The sequence below is a fragment of the Citrobacter sp. Cpo091 genome (genome assembly GCF_030332645.1).
GTDB classification, from domain to species: domain Bacteria; phylum Pseudomonadota; class Gammaproteobacteria; order Enterobacterales; family Enterobacteriaceae; genus Citrobacter; species Citrobacter portucalensis.
Window position 1 is genome coordinate 256100 of the sequence record NZ_JAOWHL010000034.1, and the last position, 18905, is coordinate 275004.

General features: G+C 52.4%; 15 protein-coding genes and 7 tRNA genes. 20 read left to right on the forward strand and 2 right to left on the reverse strand.

Annotation, left to right across the window (positions count from 1 at the left end; genetic code table 11):
• The first annotated feature begins 74 nt into the window (after nucleotides 1-74).
• From nagD to OGY04_RS11915, 9 genes are all read left to right on the forward strand, one after another.
• Entirely contained in the window at nucleotides 75-827 is a 753-nt protein-coding gene (nagD, locus tag OGY04_RS11875) for a ribonucleotide monophosphatase NagD (RefSeq protein WP_003022792.1), read from the forward strand.
• 250 nt (nucleotides 828-1077) lie between these two features.
• Nucleotides 1078-2742, forward strand: a complete 1665-nt coding sequence (gene asnB / locus OGY04_RS11880; RefSeq protein WP_003831332.1) for an asparagine synthase B — start codon at nucleotides 1078-1080, stop codon at nucleotides 2740-2742.
• Between the two features lie 223 nt (nucleotides 2743-2965).
• Nucleotides 2966-3042 (forward strand) — tRNA-Met (locus OGY04_RS11885).
• An 8-nt stretch (nucleotides 3043-3050) separates the two neighbouring features.
• Nucleotides 3051-3135 (forward strand) — tRNA-Leu (locus OGY04_RS11890).
• Between the two features lie 23 nt (nucleotides 3136-3158).
• Nucleotides 3159-3233, forward strand: a tRNA-Gln gene (locus OGY04_RS11895).
• 37 nt (nucleotides 3234-3270) lie between these two features.
• A tRNA-Gln gene (locus OGY04_RS11900) sits at nucleotides 3271-3345 on the forward strand.
• 21 nt (nucleotides 3346-3366) lie between these two features.
• Nucleotides 3367-3443, forward strand: a tRNA-Met gene (locus tag OGY04_RS11905).
• A 43-nt stretch (nucleotides 3444-3486) separates the two neighbouring features.
• Nucleotides 3487-3561 (forward strand) — tRNA-Gln (locus OGY04_RS11910).
• 36 nt (nucleotides 3562-3597) lie between these two features.
• Nucleotides 3598-3672: transfer RNA gene (locus OGY04_RS11915), tRNA-Gln, on the forward strand.
• 104 nt (nucleotides 3673-3776) lie between these two features.
• Here OGY04_RS11915 and ubiF read toward each other — a convergent pair.
• The gene (gene ubiF, locus OGY04_RS11920) at nucleotides 3777-4952 is read right to left on the reverse strand and encodes a 3-demethoxyubiquinol 3-hydroxylase (protein WP_267448487.1); all 1176 of its coding nucleotides are present in this window, start codon (nucleotides 4950-4952) and stop codon (nucleotides 3777-3779) included.
• Between the two features lie 145 nt (nucleotides 4953-5097).
• Between ubiF and miaB the strand changes: the two genes are divergently transcribed.
• The 10 genes from miaB (at nucleotide 5098) to rihA (ending at nucleotide 15488) form a co-directional block, all read left to right on the forward strand.
• Nucleotides 5098-6528 (forward strand): tRNA (N6-isopentenyl adenosine(37)-C2)-methylthiotransferase MiaB, encoded by a 1431-nt coding sequence (gene miaB, locus OGY04_RS11925; protein ID WP_267451960.1) that lies wholly within the window; start codon nucleotides 5098-5100, stop codon nucleotides 6526-6528.
• 206 nt (nucleotides 6529-6734) lie between these two features.
• Nucleotides 6735-7781 (forward strand): PhoH family protein, encoded by a 1047-nt coding sequence (locus OGY04_RS11930; protein WP_003022776.1) that lies wholly within the window; start codon nucleotides 6735-6737, stop codon nucleotides 7779-7781.
• Entirely contained in the window at nucleotides 7778-8245 is a 468-nt protein-coding gene (gene ybeY / locus OGY04_RS11935) for an rRNA maturation RNase YbeY (protein WP_003831323.1), read from the forward strand. Before OGY04_RS11930 ends, ybeY begins: the two co-directional genes overlap by 4 nt.
• A gap of 129 nt (nucleotides 8246-8374) precedes the next feature.
• Nucleotides 8375-9253 (forward strand): CNNM family magnesium/cobalt transport protein CorC, encoded by an 879-nt coding sequence (gene corC / locus OGY04_RS11940; RefSeq protein ID WP_003022770.1) that lies wholly within the window; start codon nucleotides 8375-8377, stop codon nucleotides 9251-9253.
• A 24-nt stretch (nucleotides 9254-9277) separates the two neighbouring features.
• Nucleotides 9278-10816 (forward strand): apolipoprotein N-acyltransferase, encoded by a 1539-nt coding sequence (gene lnt / locus OGY04_RS11945; RefSeq protein ID WP_071445754.1) that lies wholly within the window; start codon nucleotides 9278-9280, stop codon nucleotides 10814-10816.
• A 412-nt stretch (nucleotides 10817-11228) separates the two neighbouring features.
• Entirely contained in the window at nucleotides 11229-12137 is a 909-nt protein-coding gene (gene gltI / locus OGY04_RS11950) for a glutamate/aspartate ABC transporter substrate-binding protein GltI (RefSeq protein ID WP_003831318.1), read from the forward strand.
• A gap of 159 nt (nucleotides 12138-12296) precedes the next feature.
• Complete coding sequence (gene gltJ, locus OGY04_RS11955) at nucleotides 12297-13037, forward strand: glutamate/aspartate ABC transporter permease GltJ (RefSeq protein WP_003831316.1); 741 nt, start codon at nucleotides 12297-12299, stop codon at nucleotides 13035-13037.
• Complete coding sequence (gene gltK, locus OGY04_RS11960) at nucleotides 13037-13711, forward strand: glutamate/aspartate ABC transporter permease GltK (protein WP_003831315.1); 675 nt, start codon at nucleotides 13037-13039, stop codon at nucleotides 13709-13711. Before gltJ ends, gltK begins: the two co-directional genes overlap by 1 nt.
• The gene (gltL, locus tag OGY04_RS11965; protein ID WP_003022754.1) at nucleotides 13711-14436 is read left to right on the forward strand and encodes a glutamate/aspartate ABC transporter ATP-binding protein GltL; all 726 of its coding nucleotides are present in this window, start codon (nucleotides 13711-13713) and stop codon (nucleotides 14434-14436) included. Before gltK ends, gltL begins: the two co-directional genes overlap by 1 nt.
• 116 nt (nucleotides 14437-14552) lie before the next feature.
• Entirely contained in the window at nucleotides 14553-15488 is a 936-nt protein-coding gene (rihA, locus tag OGY04_RS11970; RefSeq protein WP_286585325.1) for a pyrimidine-specific ribonucleoside hydrolase RihA, read from the forward strand.
• A 106-nt stretch (nucleotides 15489-15594) separates the two neighbouring features.
• Here rihA and OGY04_RS11975 read toward each other — a convergent pair whose 3' ends face one another.
• Nucleotides 15595-16077 carry a zinc ribbon-containing protein gene (locus OGY04_RS11975; RefSeq protein WP_003022748.1) on the reverse strand — a complete coding sequence of 161 codons (483 nt, stop codon included), beginning with the start codon at nucleotides 16075-16077 and terminating at the stop codon, nucleotides 15595-15597.
• A gap of 235 nt (nucleotides 16078-16312) precedes the next feature.
• Here OGY04_RS11975 and leuS point away from each other — a divergent pair, with 235 nt between their 5' ends.
• Nucleotides 16313-18895: a leucine--tRNA ligase gene (leuS, locus tag OGY04_RS11980; RefSeq protein WP_125362501.1), complete on the forward strand. Its 2583-nt coding sequence runs from the start codon at nucleotides 16313-16315 to the stop codon at nucleotides 18893-18895.
• Nucleotides 18896-18905 lie beyond the last annotated feature (10 nt).

The following is an 18905-nucleotide window of genomic DNA, read 5'->3' on the forward strand; positions in this document are numbered from 1 at the left end:
GCCTTGATGCAACTCGAATGATGTAGTGTATTTTGTGTATAGTAATGCCTTCTTTTTTTAATGTCGGATTGTCCATGGCCATTAAGAATGTAATTTGTGATATCGACGGCGTGCTGATGCACGACAATGTTGCTGTACCGGGTGCGGCAGAATTTCTGACTGGGATCCTGGAAAAAGGCCTGCCGTTAGTCCTGCTGACTAACTACCCTTCGCAGACCGGGCAAGATCTGGCAAACCGCTTCGCCACCGCGGGTGTGAATGTCCCTGATAGCGTCTTTTATACTTCCGCGATGGCTACCGCTGATTTTCTTCGTCGCCAGGAAGGAAAAAAGGCCTACGTGGTGGGTGAAGGCGCGTTAATACACGAACTGTATAAAGCTGGATTTACCATTACCGACGTGAACCCCGATTTTGTGATTGTTGGCGAGACACGTTCCTATAACTGGGACATGATGCATAAAGCGGCGTATTTTGTCGCCAACGGCGCGCGTTTTATCGCCACTAACCCGGATACCCACGGTCGCGGCTTTTATCCCGCCTGTGGAGCACTCTGTGCCGGTATTGAGAAGATCTCAGGCCGTAAACCGTTTTATGTCGGCAAACCCAGCCCGTGGATTATTCGCGCGGCGCTCAACAAAATGCAGGCGCACTCGGAAGAAACCGTTATCGTTGGTGACAACCTGCGTACCGATATTCTGGCAGGTTTTCAGGCGGGTCTGGAAACTATCCTGGTACTGTCTGGCGTATCCAAGCTTGATGATATTGACAACATGCCGTTCAGACCAAGCTGGATTTACCCGTCCGTTGCTGAAATAGACGTCATTTAATCTCTTTGCCGGATAACAACATCTGCAAGTTATCCGGCTTGAAAAAGACATCCATTCAATAAAATCACCACTTCACTGTTGATTCATCAATAATAGCGCTCATTACATAATCTTTTTTCATCAATCAGCAATGACCATTGCGTTTTTTATTTTCTGACCCGTAATTCGCTTGCGCCCTCTCCAGCTTTGCGGCATTTTCTTTATCAAGCAAACGTAAAAAGCATCACGCAACAGATTAACGGAGAAGGTTATGTGTTCTATTTTTGGCGTATTCGATATTAAAACTGACGCAGTTGAACTGCGTAAAAAAGCCCTGGAACTGTCTCGTCTGATGCGCCACCGCGGCCCGGACTGGTCAGGTATTTACGCCTGTGATAACGCCATTCTGGCGCACGAACGTCTGTCCATCGTCGACGTCAATGCCGGTGCTCAGCCGCTGTACAACATGAAGAAGACACATATCCTGGCGGTTAACGGTGAAATTTATAACCACCAGACACTGCGTGCTGAATACGGCGATCGCTACCAGTTCCAGACCGGTTCCGACTGCGAAGTTATCCTCGCGCTGTATCAGGAAAAAGGACCCGCGTTCCTCGATGACCTGCAAGGCATGTTTGCTTTTGCCCTGTACGACAGCGAGCAGGACGCCTACCTGATCGGTCGCGATCATATCGGGATCATCCCGCTGTATATGGGTTACGACGAGCACGGTAACTTCTACGTTGCGTCTGAGATGAAAGCGCTGGTTCCTGTCTGCCGCACAATCAAAGAATTCCCGGCCGGTAGCTATTTGTGGAGTAAAGACGGTGAAATTCGTCAGTACTACCAGCGCGACTGGTTTGAATACGATGCCGTCAAAGACAACGTTACCGATAAAAACGAGCTGCGCCAGGCGCTGGAAGATGCGGTGAAAAGTCACCTGATGTCAGATGTTCCTTATGGAGTTCTGTTGTCCGGTGGTCTGGATTCATCTGTCATTTCCGCGATAACTAAAAAATACGCGGCACGCCGTGTTGAAGATCAGGAACGTAGCGAAGCCTGGTGGCCACAGCTGCACTCCTTCGCCGTCGGCCTGGAAGGCGCTCCGGATCTGAAAGCTGCGCAAGAGGTGGCGAACCATCTGGGGACCGTGCACCATGAGATCCACTTCACCGTGCAGGAAGGTCTGGATGCGATCCGCGACGTGATTTACCACATCGAAACTTACGATGTCACGACGATTCGCGCCTCGACGCCAATGTACTTAATGTCGCGTAAAATTAAAGCGATGGGTATTAAAATGGTGTTGTCGGGTGAAGGTTCGGACGAGGTGTTTGGCGGCTATCTCTATTTCCACAAAGCGCCAGATGCAAAAGAACTGCACGAAGAAACCGTGCGCAAGCTGCAAGCGCTGCATATGTTCGACTGCGCCCGTGCCAACAAAGCCATGTCGGCCTGGGGTGTAGAAGCTCGCGTGCCCTTCCTGGATAAGAAATTCCTTGATGTGGCGATGCGCATCAACCCGCAGGACAAAATGTGCGGCAACGGTAAAATGGAAAAACACGTTCTGCGCGAATGTTTTGAGTCCTACCTGCCGGCAAGCGTCGCATGGCGTCAGAAAGAGCAGTTCTCTGACGGTGTCGGTTACAGCTGGATTGACACCCTGAAAGAGGTCGCCGCTGAACAAGTTTCAGACCAACAACTGGAAACCGCCAGCTTCCGTTTCCCGTACAACACGCCATCGTCAAAAGAAGCGTATTTGTACCGTGAGATTTTCGAAGAGTTGTTCCCGGTAGCAAGCGCTGCCGAATGCGTGCCTGGCGGGCCGTCTGTTGCCTGTTCTTCTGCTAAGGCGATCGAATGGGATGAGGCGTTTAAAACCATGAACGATCCGTCCGGCCGTGCCGTTGGCGTACACCAGTCCGCTTATAAATAAGTTAATCCTTAGATAAGAGCCCTGCGGGGCTCTTTTTTTATGTTTGTTTTCTGTGCAAAAAAACAATTAATAACTAATAATTGCCGAATATTGCGTCATGCTGTTCGCAACCTAACCAAACAGTCACATTCCAGCTATTTTCAATGAAAAAGGGGTTGACGCTTCAAGGCTCAATACGCATAATGCGCCCCGCAACGCCGATAAGGTTACGCGAAAAAAAGATGGCTACGTAGCTCAGCTGGTTAGAGCACATCACTCATAATGATGGGGTCACAGGTTCGAATCCCGTCGTAGCCACCATCTTTTTTGCGGGAGTGGCGAAATTGGTAGACGCACCAGATTTAGGTTCTGGCGCCGCAAGGTGTGCGAGTTCAAGTCTCGCCTCCCGCACCATTCACCCGTAAGCGTTGCACGGATGGGGTATCGCCAAGCGGTAAGGCACCGGTTTTTGATACCGGCATTCCCTGGTTCGAATCCAGGTACCCCAGCCATTTTTTCTTCGATATAGCGGTTCACCGCAACGGTCATTGGGGTATCGCCAAGCGGTAAGGCACCGGTTTTTGATACCGGCATTCCCTGGTTCGAATCCAGGTACCCCAGCCATCGAAGAAAATGTTAGTATTTGGCTACGTAGCTCAGCTGGTTAGAGCACATCACTCATAATGATGGGGTCACAGGTTCGAATCCCGTCGTAGCCACCATATTAAGGACGTATCGACTCGTTCGGTAAATCCAAAAAATTGTTGGGGTATCGCCAAGCGGTAAGGCTCTGGTTTCTGATACCAGCATTCCGAGGTTCGAATCCTCGTACCCCAGCCAATTTCAAAAAGTCGTCCACTCTGTGGGTGCACCCGTTGGGGTATCGCCAAGCGGTAAGGCTCTGGTTTCTGATACCAGCATTCCGAGGTTCGAATCCTCGTACCCCAGCCATATTAAAAAAGCTCGCTTCGGCGAGCTTTTTGCTTTTCTGCATTTATCGCCTGATGGCGCTCCGCTTATCAGGCCTACGTATTTTCCCCGTAGGCCTGCCTGAATTACAACCCTAACGCATACTTCAGTGCCTGACGTTTCAGTACGCCAGCGCGCTCTGCGGCCATGAGCCCGAGATTACGCATGATGCGCAGCGGCTGCAGGTTATTGCTGAATCCGGCATAGAACAGATCCATACCGCTTTGCATGATGAAATTGTCAGTCATACGGCGATTCTGATAGCGCTTGAGCACCGGCTGACTGGCCCAGGATTCACCGTAGCTGCGCGCGTTCACCAGCACATCAATCAACGCATCGACATCACGAAAGCCCAGATTAACGCCCTGCCCCGCCAGCGGATGAATGGTATGCGCGGCATCACCTACCAGCGCCAGCCCCGGTTGCACATATTGCAGCGCATGACGGCGCGTAAGCGGGAACGCCCCCGCAGCCACTGGCATCACCTTACCGAGTCGCGATGGAAAATGTTTAGCAATCTCCGTCTGCAATTGCGGCATATTCAGCGCTTGCAATTGGCGGATGCGAGCCGGTGAGTCGTACCACACCAACGAGGCCCAGTTATCAAACAGCGGTAAAAACGCGCGCGGGCCGTCAGGCGTAAATTGCTGCCAGGTGCTGTCTCCCGGTGAATTTTCGCATTGCACGGTTATCAACATACAGGACTGCGCGTACTGCCAGGCATGGATACCAATCCCGGCCATTTTTCGCACCTGAGAGTTGGCACCATCGGCGCCGATGACCAGCTTCGCGCTGATGGTTTCGCCGCCTGCCAGCTCAAGCTCATGTCGATCGTTATGTTGATGCAAAGAAATCAGGGACGTCGGTACGCGCAGCGTGACTTTGGGGTGAACTTCCAGCGCCTGCCAGAGCGCCTGTTGCAGGACCGTGTTTTCCACCATATAGCCCAACAGAGGCAGCTTAAGCTCGGCGGCATCAAACATCACATGGGCATTTTCCCACTCCCACGTTTCCAGTCGACGATAAGGATGGCTGCGCATCCCCTGCACCGTATCCCAGACGCCCAGCCCTTTTAGCAACGACACCGACGCGGAACTAATGGCAGAAATTCTGACATCAGGCTGTCCGTCAGCCACAAACGGCGCGGGAACGGCATGCTCGATGACCGTTACCGTAAATCCATGCTGCGCCAGTCCAAGCGCCAGCGCGCCGCCGACCATTCCCCCGCCGACAATGGCAATTTCCGTTGGTTGATTTGTCATGGTCAATTATCCAGTTACATGTATTGTGTAAGTTTACAGGATTTTTTACCCCTTGAGGCTGACATCCGTCATACTGGTCACAACCGCGCCAAAGCAGTACACTATGCGCCCTGCATTTCAGCCACAATTTCGCAAGAGCAAGTCGATGACCAAAAAACTCCATATTAAAACCTGGGGCTGTCAGATGAACGAATACGATTCATCGAAGATGGCCGATCTGCTGGATGCCACTCATGGGTATCAACTGACTGACGTGGCGGAAGAAGCGGATGTGCTGCTGCTGAATACCTGCTCAATCCGTGAGAAGGCTCAGGAAAAAGTGTTCCATCAACTGGGCCGCTGGAAACTGTTAAAAGAGAAAAACCCCAAGCTCATCATTGGGGTCGGTGGCTGTGTTGCGTCTCAGGAAGGCGATCATATTCGCCAGCGCGCGCATTACGTCGATATTATTTTTGGGCCGCAAACGCTGCACCGCCTGCCGGAAATGATCAACAAAGTGCGTGGAAGCACGACCCGTAGCCCGGTGGTTGATATCAGTTTCCCGGAGATCGAAAAGTTCGACCGACTGCCGGAACCGCGTGCTGAAGGTCCAAGCGCGTTTGTGTCCATCATGGAAGGTTGTAATAAATATTGTACTTACTGCGTGGTGCCCTACACCCGCGGTGAGGAAGTCAGCCGTCCGGCGGATGATATTCTGTTTGAAATCGCCCAGCTTGCAGCCCAAGGCGTGCGTGAAGTGAACCTGCTGGGGCAAAACGTGAACGCATGGCGTGGTGAGAACTACGACGGCACGATCGGATCTTTTGCCGATCTGTTACGTCTGGTCGCAGCGATCGACGGCATTGATCGTATCCGCTTCACCACCAGCCATCCGATCGAATTCACCGATGATATCGTTGAAGTTTATCGCGATACGCCAGAGCTGGTGAGCTTCCTGCATTTGCCGGTACAGAGCGGTTCAGACCGCGTACTGAACCTGATGGGGCGTACCCATACCGCGCTGGAATACAAAGCGATCATCCGCAAACTGCGCGCTGCGCGTCCGGATATCCAGATTAGCTCCGACTTCATCGTTGGCTTCCCGGGTGAGACCACGCAGGATTTCGAGCAGACCATGAAGCTGATTGCTGACGTCAATTTTGACATGAGCTACAGCTTTATTTTCTCTGCGCGTCCTGGCACCCCTGCCGCCGATATGATTGACGACGTACCGGAAGAAGAGAAGAAACAGCGTCTGTACATTCTACAGGAGCGTATCAACCAGCAAGCTATGGCCTGGAGCCGCCGTATGGTCGGCACGACCCAGCGCATTCTGGTTGAAGGCACATCGCGTAAGAGCATTATGGAACTGTCAGGCCGTACCGAAAATAACCGTGTGGTGAACTTTGAAGGCACCCCGGATATGGTCGGTAAGTTCGTGGACGTAGAAATTACCGATGTCTGGACTAACTCCCTGCGCGGTAAAGTGGTGCGTACCGAGGACGAAATGGGTCTGCGTATCGCAGAATCCCCTGAATCGGTCATTGCGCGTACCCGCAAAGAAAACGATCTGGGCGTCGGTATTTATCAGCCTTAATCCTGCTGAAAAACGTAAAAAAGGCCCGATACCGCTACACTTATCGGGCCTACAATCCTGGGCTCGCTGACCCGGCGGGTCTTGTAATCTGCCCTATCATCCCCATATTTGCTGCAATGCTTGCGCCTTTCCCCCATGGCGTGAATAATTTCCTTAGATGCCGGTAAATGTTCAGCGTCCGGCGAGACATGCTTAAGAGGAACAGTTTGAACATAGACACTCGCGAAATCACCCTTGAACCCGCAGACAACGCCCGCCTGTTGAGCCTTTGCGGCCCATTTGATGACAACATCAAACAGCTGGAACGTCGCCTCGGCATCGAAATTAACCGCCGTGATAACCACTTTAAACTGACCGGTCGTCCAATTTGCGTCACCGCTGCGGCAGATATTTTACGTAGCCTGTACGTCGATACCGCCCCAATGCGCGGTCAGACGCAGGACATCGAGCCTGAACAAATTCATCTGGCGATCAAAGAAGCGCGTGTGCTTGAGCAAAGCGCAGACAGCGTGCCTGAATTTGGCAAAGCGGTGAACATCAAAACCAAGCGTGGAGTAATTAAGCCGCGCACACCGAACCAGGCACAGTACATTGCGAATATCCTCGACCACGACATCACATTTGGCGTTGGCCCTGCGGGTACGGGTAAAACGTATCTCGCGGTTGCCGCTGCGGTCGATGCGCTTGAGCGTCAGGAGATCCGTCGCATTCTGCTGACCCGTCCGGCAGTGGAAGCGGGCGAAAAACTGGGATTCCTGCCAGGAGATCTCAGCCAGAAAGTCGATCCGTATTTACGACCGCTGTATGACGCGCTTTTCGAAATGCTTGGCTTTGAAAAGGTTGAAAAGCTGATTGAGCGTAACGTCATTGAAGTTGCGCCCCTGGCCTACATGCGCGGTCGTACGTTGAACGATGCGTTCATCATTCTTGATGAAAGCCAGAACACCACCATCGAACAGATGAAAATGTTCCTGACCCGTATCGGCTTTAACTCCAAAGCGGTCATCACTGGCGATATTACCCAGATTGACCTGCCGCGTAGCACCAAATCCGGTCTGCGTCATGCCATTGAAGTGTTGGCTGAAGTCGACGAAATTAGTTTTAATTTCTTCCATAGCGAAGACGTGGTGCGCCACCCGGTGGTTGCCCGTATCGTCACGGCGTATGAAGCCTGGGAAGAAGCAGAACAGAAACGCAAAGCCGAGCAGGCTGCAGAACGCAAGCGCGAAGCTCAGGAGCAGGAACAAAAATGAGTCAGGTTATCCTCGATTTACAGCTGGCATGTGAAGACGAATCCGGTCTGCCAACAGAAAGTCAGTTTCAGGGCTGGCTGGATGCGGTGATCCCGCAGTTTCAGGAAGAGTCTGAAGTGACGATTCGTCTGGTCGATGACGCGGAAAGCCACGACCTGAACCTGACCTATCGCGGGAAAGACAAATCCACCAACGTGCTCTCTTTCCCGTTTGAGGCTCCGCCGGGCATTGAGATGCCGCTGCTGGGCGATTTGATCATCTGCCGTCAGGTGGTTGAGAAAGAAGCGCAGGAGCAAGGCAAACCGCTTGAGGCCCACTGGGCGCACATGGTGGTGCACGGTAGCCTGCATTTACTCGGCTACGACCATATTGAAGACGATGAAGCGGAAGAGATGGAATCCCTCGAAACAGAGATTATGCTTGCTCTGGGCTATGAGGATCCGTACATTGCCGAGAAAGAGTAAGCATTTCGACATCTTGTAGGCCTGATAAGGCCTACAAGGTTTGAAGTACAATGAAGAGATATGCCGTCAACAGCTGAGTAAACGCATGACGCGCTTTGTATTAACTAACATGAGAACCCATACGACGCCATGAGCGACGACAATTCACACAGTAGTGACACCTTAAACAGCAAAAAGGGATTTTTTTCCCTGTTACTGAGCCAACTTTTCCACGGTGAACCGAAAAACCGCGACGAACTGTTGGAGCTGATCCGTGATTCCGGGCAAAACGACCTTATCGATGAAGATACGCGCGATATGCTCGAAGGGGTAATGGATATTGCGGACCAGCGTGTTCGCGACATCATGATCCCTCGCTCCCAGATGATTACCCTGAAACGCAACCAAACTCTGGACGAATGCCTCGATGTCATTATCGAGTCTGCCCACTCGCGTTTCCCGGTAATTAGCGAAGACAAGGATCACATTGAAGGGATTCTGATGGCCAAAGATCTGCTGCCGTTTATGCGTAGCGATGCCGAAGCCTTCAGCATGGAGAAAGTGTTACGCCAGGCGGTTGTCGTCCCTGAAAGCAAGCGGGTTGACCGCATGCTGAAAGAGTTCCGCTCCCAGCGTTATCATATGGCTATCGTCATCGACGAATTTGGCGGTGTCTCAGGTCTGGTGACCATTGAGGACATCCTTGAACTGATTGTCGGTGAAATTGAAGATGAGTACGACGAAGAAGACGATATTGATTTCCGTCAGCTCAGTCGCCACACCTGGACTATTCGTGCACTGGCGCCGATTGAAGACTTCAACGAAGCTTTCGGCACGCATTTCAGCGATGAAGAAGTGGATACCATTGGCGGGTTGGTCATGCAGGCCTTCGGTCATCTGCCCGCGCGTGGAGAGACCATCGACATTGATGGTTACCAGTTCAAAGTGGCAATGGCCGACAGCCGTCGTATTATTCAGGTTCATGTCAGAATTCCGGACGACTCACCCCAGCCCAAACTGGACGAATAAACCCGAAACTGGATCTAAGACTACATGGCATTTGCCCCATTAATTGAACGCCAGCGCATTCGCCTGCTGCTGGCGTTATTATTCGGTGCCTGCGGGACACTGGCTTTCTCACCGTATGACATCTGGCCCGCTGCGATTGTTTCGCTGATGGGTCTGCAGGCTCTCACCTTCAACCGCCGTCCGCTCCAGTCTGCCGCTATCGGCTACTTCTGGGGACTGGGACTGTTTGGCTCAGGCATCAACTGGGTTTACGTCAGTATCGCGCAGTTTGGCGGTATGCCGGGCCCTGTTAACGTCTTCCTCGTGGTTCTACTTGCTGCTTACCTTTCCCTCTATACTGGCCTGTTTGCCGGCGTTTTGGCGCGTCTGTGGCCGAAAACCACCTGGATACGCGTAGCGATTGCCGCGCCGGTAGTCTGGCAAATCACTGAATTTCTACGCGGCTGGGTACTGACCGGTTTTCCGTGGTTGCAATTCGGCTACAGCCAGATCGATGGCCCGTTAAAAGGGCTGGCGCCGGTAATGGGCGTTGAAGCGATTAACTTCCTGCTGATGATGGTTAGCGGCCTGCTGGCACTTGCGCTGGTAACGCGTAACTGGAAGCCGCTGGCTGCCGCCGTGGTGCTTTTCGCTCTGCCCTTCCCGCTACGTTATATTCAGTGGTACACGCTGGAGCCGGAAAAAACCACCCAGGTCTCGATGGTGCAGGGTGACATCCCGCAGTCGCTCAAATGGGATGAAGGCCAGTTACTCAACACCCTGAAGATTTATCTCGACGCCACCCAGCCTGAGATGGGCAAATCACAGCTCATCATCTGGCCAGAATCCGCTATTCCGGACCTGGAAATTAACCAGCAGCGTTTTCTGAGCATGATGGATGACCTGCTGAAATCGAAAAATAGCACGCTGATTACCGGTATTGTAGACGCGCGTCTGAACAAGCAGAATCGTTACGACACCTACAACACCATCATCACACTGGGTAAAGACAGCCCATACAGCTACGACTCCAGCAACCGCTATAACAAAAACCATCTGGTACCGTTTGGCGAGTTTGTCCCGCTGGAATCTATCCTGCGCCCGCTAGCACCATTCTTTGACCTGCCAATGTCTTCGTTCAGCCGCGGTCCTTATGTACAGCCACAGCTGCATGCACACGGCTTTAAGCTGACCGCTGCCATCTGCTACGAAATCATTCTTGGCGAACAGGTACGGGATAACTTCCGCCCGGATACGGACTACCTGCTGACTATCTCTAACGATGCATGGTTTGGTAAATCTATTGGCCCGTGGCAGCACTTCCAGATGGCGCGTATGCGTTCCCTGGAGCTGGCGCGACCTCTGCTGCGTAGCACCAACAACGGTATTACGGCGGTGATTGGTCCGCAGGGCGAAGTTCAGGCGATGATCCCGCAGTTTACCCGTCAGGTGCTGACCACCAGCGTGACGCCAACGACGGGCTTAACCCCTTATGCCCGTACCGGAAACTGGCCGCTCTGGCTGCTAACCGCGCTGTTTGGCTTTGGCGCAGTGGTAATGAGTCTGCGCCAACGTCGTAAGTAAAACAGTGCCCCATCAAATGCAGGCCGGATAAGGCGGTACGCCGCCATCCGGCAGTTGTGCAGCATCGTGCCTGATGGCGCTACGCTTATCAGGCCTACTCCCTCCATCCAAAAGACCATTCTGGCACGTCTATTGCTTTGTTCTACAAGGCAAACGCTGTTTTGGCTGAATGTGCAACCTGGTCGCACCAAAGTTGAGCGCCGGTAGCACCTGAAAAGTGCAACAAGATATTTTTGCCCCCAAATGGTGCGGCGCACTTCGCAAAAATAAACAATAACACAGCAAATTCTTTACATTCATCCAAACTAAATGTTAACAAACACATACAAGACTGCACGTTTTAGTAGCAAACAATAACAACATCACAATGGGTATCAATGCGTCCCTGGCGCAGACGATAAAGGAGTTGGATATGCAATTACGTAAGCTCGCCACTGCCATGCTGGTCATGGGAATGTCCGCCGGTCTGGCGCACGCAGAAGACGCAGCACCAGCGGCAGGCAGCACGCTGGATAAGATCGCCAAAAATGGCGTGATCGTTGTCGGCCACCGTGAATCATCAGTACCGTTTTCTTACTACGATAATCAGCAAAAAGTGGTCGGTTATTCACAGGATTACTCCAACGCGATCGTTGACGCCGTGAAGAAAAAGCTGAACAAGCCTGATCTGCAGGTGAAACTGATCCCGATTACTTCACAAAACCGTATCCCGCTGCTGCAAAACGGCACCTTCGATTTTGAATGTGGATCCACCACCAACAACGTCGAGCGCCAAAAACAAGCCGCTTTCTCTGACACCATTTTCGTTGTCGGCACCCGTCTGCTGGCGAAAAAAGGCGGCGACGTCAAAGATTTCGCCGATCTGAAAGGTAAAGCCGTAGTCGTGACTTCGGGTACCACCTCCGAAGTTCTGCTGCACAAGCTGAATGAAGAACAAAAAATGGATATGCGCATCATCAGCGCGAAAGACCACGGTGACTCTTTCCGTACTCTGGAAAGCGGTCGTGCCGTTGCCTTTATGATGGATGACGCCCTGCTGGCTGGCGAGCGCGCGAAAGCGAAGAAACCAGACAACTGGGAGATCGTCGGCAAGCCACAGTCTCAGGAAGCCTACGGCTGTATGTTGCGCAAAGATGATCCTGAGTTCAAAAAGCTGATGGACGACACTATCGCCAAGGCGCAAACCTCAGGCGAAGCTGAGAAATGGTTTGATAAGTGGTTTAAAAATCCAATTCCGCCGAAGAACCTGAACATGAATTTCGAACTGTCAGACGAGATGAAAGCCCTGTTCAAAGAACCGAATGATAAAGCGCTTAACTAACTAAAATAAATGGGAGGCTTCCCCTCCCTCTCGATTGTTACTCGGCACGGACAGACTATAAGCCTGATGGTCGTTCCCCATCAGGCCTGAAAACCGCAAAACGCCGAATAACAATCTTCGAGGGTAGCGCTGCTACCCTTTTTTTTCTGGAGTAGATTTATGTCTATAGACTGGAACTGGGGTATTTTTTTACAACAAGCCCCGTTCGGCAACACCACCTATCTCGGCTGGCTCTGGAGTGGTTTCCAGGTCACTGTCGCGTTATCCATCACCGCATGGATTATCGCTTTCCTCATAGGCTCTTTATTCGGCATCTTACGTACCGTTCCAAATCGTTTCCTTTCTGGGATCGGCACGCTGTACGTTGAGCTGTTTCGTAACGTTCCGCTCATCGTCCAGTTTTTTACCTGGTATCTGGTTATTCCGGAACTGCTGCCGGAAAACATTGGGATGTGGTTCAAGGCTGAGTTGGATCCCAACATCCAGTTCTTCCTCTCATCAATGCTTTGTCTGGGGCTGTTTACCGCCGCGCGCGTCTGCGAACAGGTTCGCGCCGCAATTCAGTCTCTGCCTCGTGGGCAGAAAAACGCCGCACTAGCGATGGGGCTGACGCTACCGCAGGCCTACCGCTATGTGCTGCTGCCAAACGCTTACCGCGTGATTGTTCCGCCAATGACCTCAGAGATGATGAACCTGGTGAAGAACTCCGCGATCGCCTCCACCATCGGCCTGGTCGATATGGCGGCACAGGCGGGCAAATTGCTGGATTACTCCGCCCACGCATGGGAATCGTTTACCGCTATCACTCTGGCCTACGTCCTGATTAACGCCGTCATCATGCTGGTGATGAATCTTGTTGAACGTAAAATCCGCCTGCCTGGCAATTTGGGAGGCAAATAATGTACGAATTTGACTGGAGTTCTATCATCCCTTCCCTGCCGTATCTGCTGGATGGGTTAATCATCACGCTGAAAATCACCGTTACGGCGGTAGTCATTGGTATTGTCTGGGGAACCATCCTTGCAGTAATGCGCCTGTCCAGCTTCGCGCCGATTGCCTGGTTTGCGAAAGGCTACGTCAACGTATTTCGTTCTATTCCGCTGGTCATGGTGCTGCTGTGGTTCTACCTGATTGTGCCCGGCTTCCTGCAAAACGTACTGGGTCTGTCGCCAAAAACCGATATTCGCCTGATCTCAGCAATGGTCGCGTTTTCGATGTTTGAAGCCGCGTACTATTCCGAGATTATCCGTGCCGGTATCCAGAGTATTTCTCGTGGGCAATCCAGCGCCGCGCTGGCGCTAGGGATGACCCACTGGCAGTCGATGAAGCTCATTATTCTGCCGCAGGCATTCCGCGCGATGGTACCGCTGCTGCTAACCCAGGGCATCGTACTCTTCCAGGATACCTCGCTGGTCTATGTATTAAGTCTGGCAGACTTCTTCCGTACCGCCTCCACCATTGGCGAGCGTGACGGCACACAGGTTGAAATGATCCTGTTTGCTGGCGCCGTTTATTTTGTATTCAGTCTGAGCGCATCGTTGTTGGTCAGCTATTTGAAGAAAAGGACAGTTTAATGATTACCCTGAAAAATGTTTCTAAATGGTATGGTCACTTTCAGGTGCTGACCGACTGCTCCACGGAAGTGAAAAAAGGGGAAGTGGTGGTGGTCTGCGGCCCTTCAGGTTCCGGTAAATCAACGCTTATCAAAACGGTGAACGGGCTGGAGCCGGTACAACAAGGCGTCATCACCGTTGATGGTACAGTGGTGAATGATAAAAAAACCGATCTGGCCAAACTGCGTTCTCGCGTTGGTATGGTGTTCCAGCACTTTGAACTGTTCCCTCACCTGTCGATCATTGAGAACCTGACTCTGGCGCAGGTAAAAGTGCTCAAGCGCGATAAAAAGCCGGCCCGTGATAAAGCGCAAAAGTTACTGGAACGCGTTGGTCTGTCAGCACATGCGGAGAAGTTTCCAGCTCAGCTCTCAGGGGGCCAGCAACAGCGTGTCGCTATCGCCCGGGCGCTGTGCATGGATCCTATCGCCATGCTGTTTGACGAACCAACGTCGGCGCTTGATCCTGAAATGATCAACGAAGTACTGGATGTTATGGTTGAACTGGCCAATGAAGGGATGACCATGATGGTGGTAACCCACGAAATGGGCTTTGCGCGTAAAGTGGCGAACCGGGTGATCTTCATGGATGAAGGGAAAATTGTTGAAGACTCGCCGAAAGAAGAGTTCTTCGCTAATCCGAAATCGGACCGCGCCAAAGACTTCCTCGCGAAAATACTGCACTAATCTTGCTGGCGCGCACCTCCATGTGCGCGCCACCTCACGCTTTATCCCTTCGCCTCTCGAAACACATACAGCCCAGCGTTAACCTTGTCACAAAGTCCCACTTACAAGGAGCAACAATGGCACTTCCTATCCTGTTTGATTGCGATCCGGGTCATGACGACGCTATCGCAATTGTGCTCGCCCTCGCCTCACCAGAACTGGATGTGAAAGCGATAACCTCATCAGCCGGTAACCAGACACCAGACAAAACACTGCGTAACGTGTTGCGCATGTTAACGTTGCTCAACCGTACGGATATACCAGTAGCTGGTGGCGCAGTGAAGCCACTGATGCGCGATCTGATTATCGCCGATAACGTTCACGGCGAGAGTGGGCTGGATGGCCCGGCGCTGCCGGAACCCGCTTTTGCGCCACAAGACTGTACCGCCGTGGAACTGATGGCGAAAACCCTGCGTGAAAGCCCGGAACCGATGACGATTGTCTCCACCGGGCCGCAAACTAACGTCGCATTGCTCCTGAATAGCCATCCTGAGCTGCACGCCAAAATCGCCCGTATCGTAATTATGGGTGGTGCGATGGGCCTCGGAAACTGGACGCCCGCCGCCGAGTTCAATATTTTCGTGGATCCTGAAGCCGCTGAAATCGTATTCCAGTCTGGCATTCCAGTGGTGATGGCTGGTCTGGACGTCACGCATAAAGCGCAAATACATCGCGAAGATACCGAGCGGTTCCGCGCTATCGGCAATCCCATTTCGACGATCGTGGCTGAACTACTCGACTTCTTCTTTGAATATCACAAAGATGAAAAATGGGGATTCATCGGCGCACCACTGCATGATCCATGCACCATTGCCTGGCTGCTGAAACCTGAACTGTTTACCACCGTTGAACGCTGGGTCGGCGTGGAAACTCAGGGTAAATATACCCAGGGAATGACCGTGGTGGATTACTACTTCCTGAGCGGTAATAAGCCAAACGCCACCGTAATGGTAGACGTGGATCGTCAAGGGTTTGTCGATTTGCTGGCAGAACGTTTAAGATATTACGCGTAAAACTGTAGGCCGGATAAGGCGCTTGCGCCACCATCCGGCATATTGCCTGATGGCGATGCTGGCGCATCTTATCAGGCCTACAAATAACTTCTGGCACGCCTAATCATCACGGCTCAAACGGTCGGCGCTGGAACTGATCGTGTCCGCATTTCGGACACAGCGGCAGCACATCCGGGGTGTAAACCGCTAAATGGAAGTGGCACTTCTCACAGACCAGATTACCTAATCCGACCACCTCACCGCTGTGATAAACCCCGTGATGACTGAGATCCTGGAACACCTCGCGCCATTCGAGCTGCGTTTTATCTGTAATATCGGCCAGTTCCTGCCAGATACTCTCCTTGATAACCCGCATAAAGACGCTGTCTGTCTCCTCATCAAGACTTTCTTCATAGCTCAGAGCAAACTCTTCCAGGTCACGTCTGACGGCCCGGGTGAGCTCTTCTACCTCGGTTCGCGTTAACTCCCCGGTCTGCATAACTCGTTGACGCGCCTGCTCCACCAACGCATCAATATCGCGTTCGCCATTACGCAGACGTTCGCTCAGTGAAGCCACCAGTTCACGGTAATATTGAGCAACCTTGTTCATCGCTTCGCCTCCTGGGTCGTTAACTGTCTATAATAATAGACGTTATTTACGCTACGCTTTGCAAGACTGTCCACAGAGTGTGTAAATTCGTGCAAGAATTATCCTTGCGGGAATTCAACGCTGAATGCGCGAAAGGCTGTTTTGGCGCGGGCGTTTGGGCTATGCTATGCGGATCTGAAACACCACATCTAAAGCTACGTTTGTAGCTGTATTGAAAACAGGACCACTGGCTGCCATGCAAGAGCAATACCGCCCGGAAGAGATAGAATCCAAAGTACAGCTTCACTGGGATGAGAAGCGCACATTTGAAGTTACCGAAGACGAGAGCAAAGAGAAGTATTACTGCCTGTCTATGCTTCCCTATCCTTCTGGTCGACTACACATGGGCCACGTACGTAACTACACCATCGGTGACGTGATCGCCCGCTACCAGCGCATGCTGGGCAAAAACGTACTGCAGCCAATTGGCTGGGATGCGTTCGGTCTGCCTGCAGAAGGCGCTGCGGTTAAAAACAATACCGCACCAGCACCGTGGACGTACGACAACATCGCATACATGAAAAACCAGCTCAAAATGCTGGGTTTCGGTTACGACTGGAGCCGTGAGCTGGCGACCTGCACCCCGGAATACTACCGTTGGGAACAGAAATTCTTCACCGAGCTGTACAAAAAAGGCCTGGTGTACAAGAAAACGTCTGCGGTCAACTGGTGCCCGAACGACCAGACCGTACTGGCGAACGAACAGGTTATCGACGGCTGCTGCTGGCGTTGCGATACCAAAGTCGAGCGTAAAGAGATCCCACAGTGGTTCATCAAAATTACCGCTTACGCTGACGAACTGCTGCGTGACCTGGATAACCTGGATCACTGGCCTGACACCGTGAAAACGATGCAGCGCAACTGGATTGGCCGTTCTGAAGGCGTGGAAATCACCTTCGATGTGAACGGTTACGACAACACGCTGACCGTTTACACCACCCGCCCGGACACCTTTATGGGTGCGACCTATCTGGCCGTTGCCGCAGGTCACCCGCTGGCGCAGAAAGCTGCTGCAAATAACCCAGAACTGGCCGCCTTCATTGACGAATGCCGCAACACCAAGGTTGCTGAAGCCGAAATGGCAACCATGGAGAAGAGAGGCGTCGACACGGGCTTTAAAGCTGTTCACCCGCTGACTGGCGAAGAAATCCCCGTTTGGGCAGCAAACTTCGTCCTGATGGAATACGGTACGGGCGCAGTCATGGCCGTTCCGGGCCACGATCAGCGCGATTACGAGTTTGCGACAAAATATGGCCTAACCATCAAGCCAGTAATTCTGACCGCTGAAGGCGCAGAGCCGGATCTGTCCGAACAAGCTCTGACCGAAAAAGGCGTGCTGTTTAACTCCGGCGAGTTTGACGGCCTCGACTTCGAAGCTGCCTTCAACGCCATTGCTGACAAGCTGGTAGCCAAAGGCGTGGGTGAGCGTAAAGTGAACTACCGTCTGCGTGACTGGGGTGTTTCCCGTCAGCGTTACTGGGGTGCGCCAATTCCGATGGTGACGTTGGAAGACGGTACCGTACTGCCGACGCCAGAAGATCAGTTGCCGGTTATTCTGCCGGAAGACGTGGTTATGGACGGCATCACCAGCCCAATCAAAGCCGATCCGGAGTGGGCAAAAACCACCGTTAACGGCATGCCTGCGCTGCGCGAAACCGACACCTTCGATACCTTTATGGAATCCTCCTGGTACTACGCGCGCTACACCTGCCCGCAGTACAACGAAGGGATGCTGGATCCAGAAGCTGCAAACTACTGGCTGCCAGTTGATATCTACATTGGTGGTATTGAACACGCCATCATGCACCTGCTCTACTTCCGCTTCTTCCACAAGCTGATGCGCGATGCGGGCATGGTCAACTCTGACGAACCGGCCAAACAGCTGCTGTGCCAGGGTATGGTGTTGGCTGATGCGTTCTATTACGTTGGTGCAAACGGCGAGCGTAACTGGGTTTCTCCGGTTGATGCCATCGTTGAGCGCGACGAAAAAGGTCGTATCGTCAAAGCTCAGGACGCAGAAGGCCATGAACTGGTCTATACCGGCATGAGCAAAATGTCCAAGTCGAAAAATAACGGTATCGACCCGCAGGTGATGGTTGAGCGTTACGGCGCTGACACGGTACGTCTGTTCATGATGTTCGCATCTCCGGCTGATATGACGCTGGAATGGCAGGAATCCGGCGTTGAAGGGGCGAACCGCTTCCTGAAACGTGTATGGAAGCTGGTTTACGAACATACTTCCAAAGGCGATGTAGCTGCCCTGAATGTTGATGCGTTGAGCGAAGACCAAAAAGCGCTGCGTCGCGACGTACATAAAACCATTGCTAAAGTTACCGATGATATCGGTCGTCGTCAGACCTTTAACACCGCAATTGCGGCGATTATGGAGCTGATGAACAAGCTGGCGAAAGCACCGCAGGAAGACGAACAAGACAGAGCCCTGATGCAGGAAGCGTTACTGGCCGTCGTTCGCATGCTGAACCCGTTCACCCCACATGTTTGTTTCACGATGTGGGAAGCACTGAAAGGCGAAGGCGATATCGACAACGCACCGTGGCCGGTGGCGGACGAAGCCGCAATGGTTGAAGACTCGACGCTGGTTGTAGTTCAGGTGAACGGTAAGGTCCGTGGCAAAATTACCGTTCCGGTAAATGCGACAGAAGAACAGGTTCGTGAACGTGCTGGCCAGGAGCATCTGGTGGCAAAATATCTTGATGGCGTTACCGTACGTAAAGTGATTTATGTACCGGGTAAACTCCTCAATCTGGTCGTTGGCTAAGCGCGGGAGG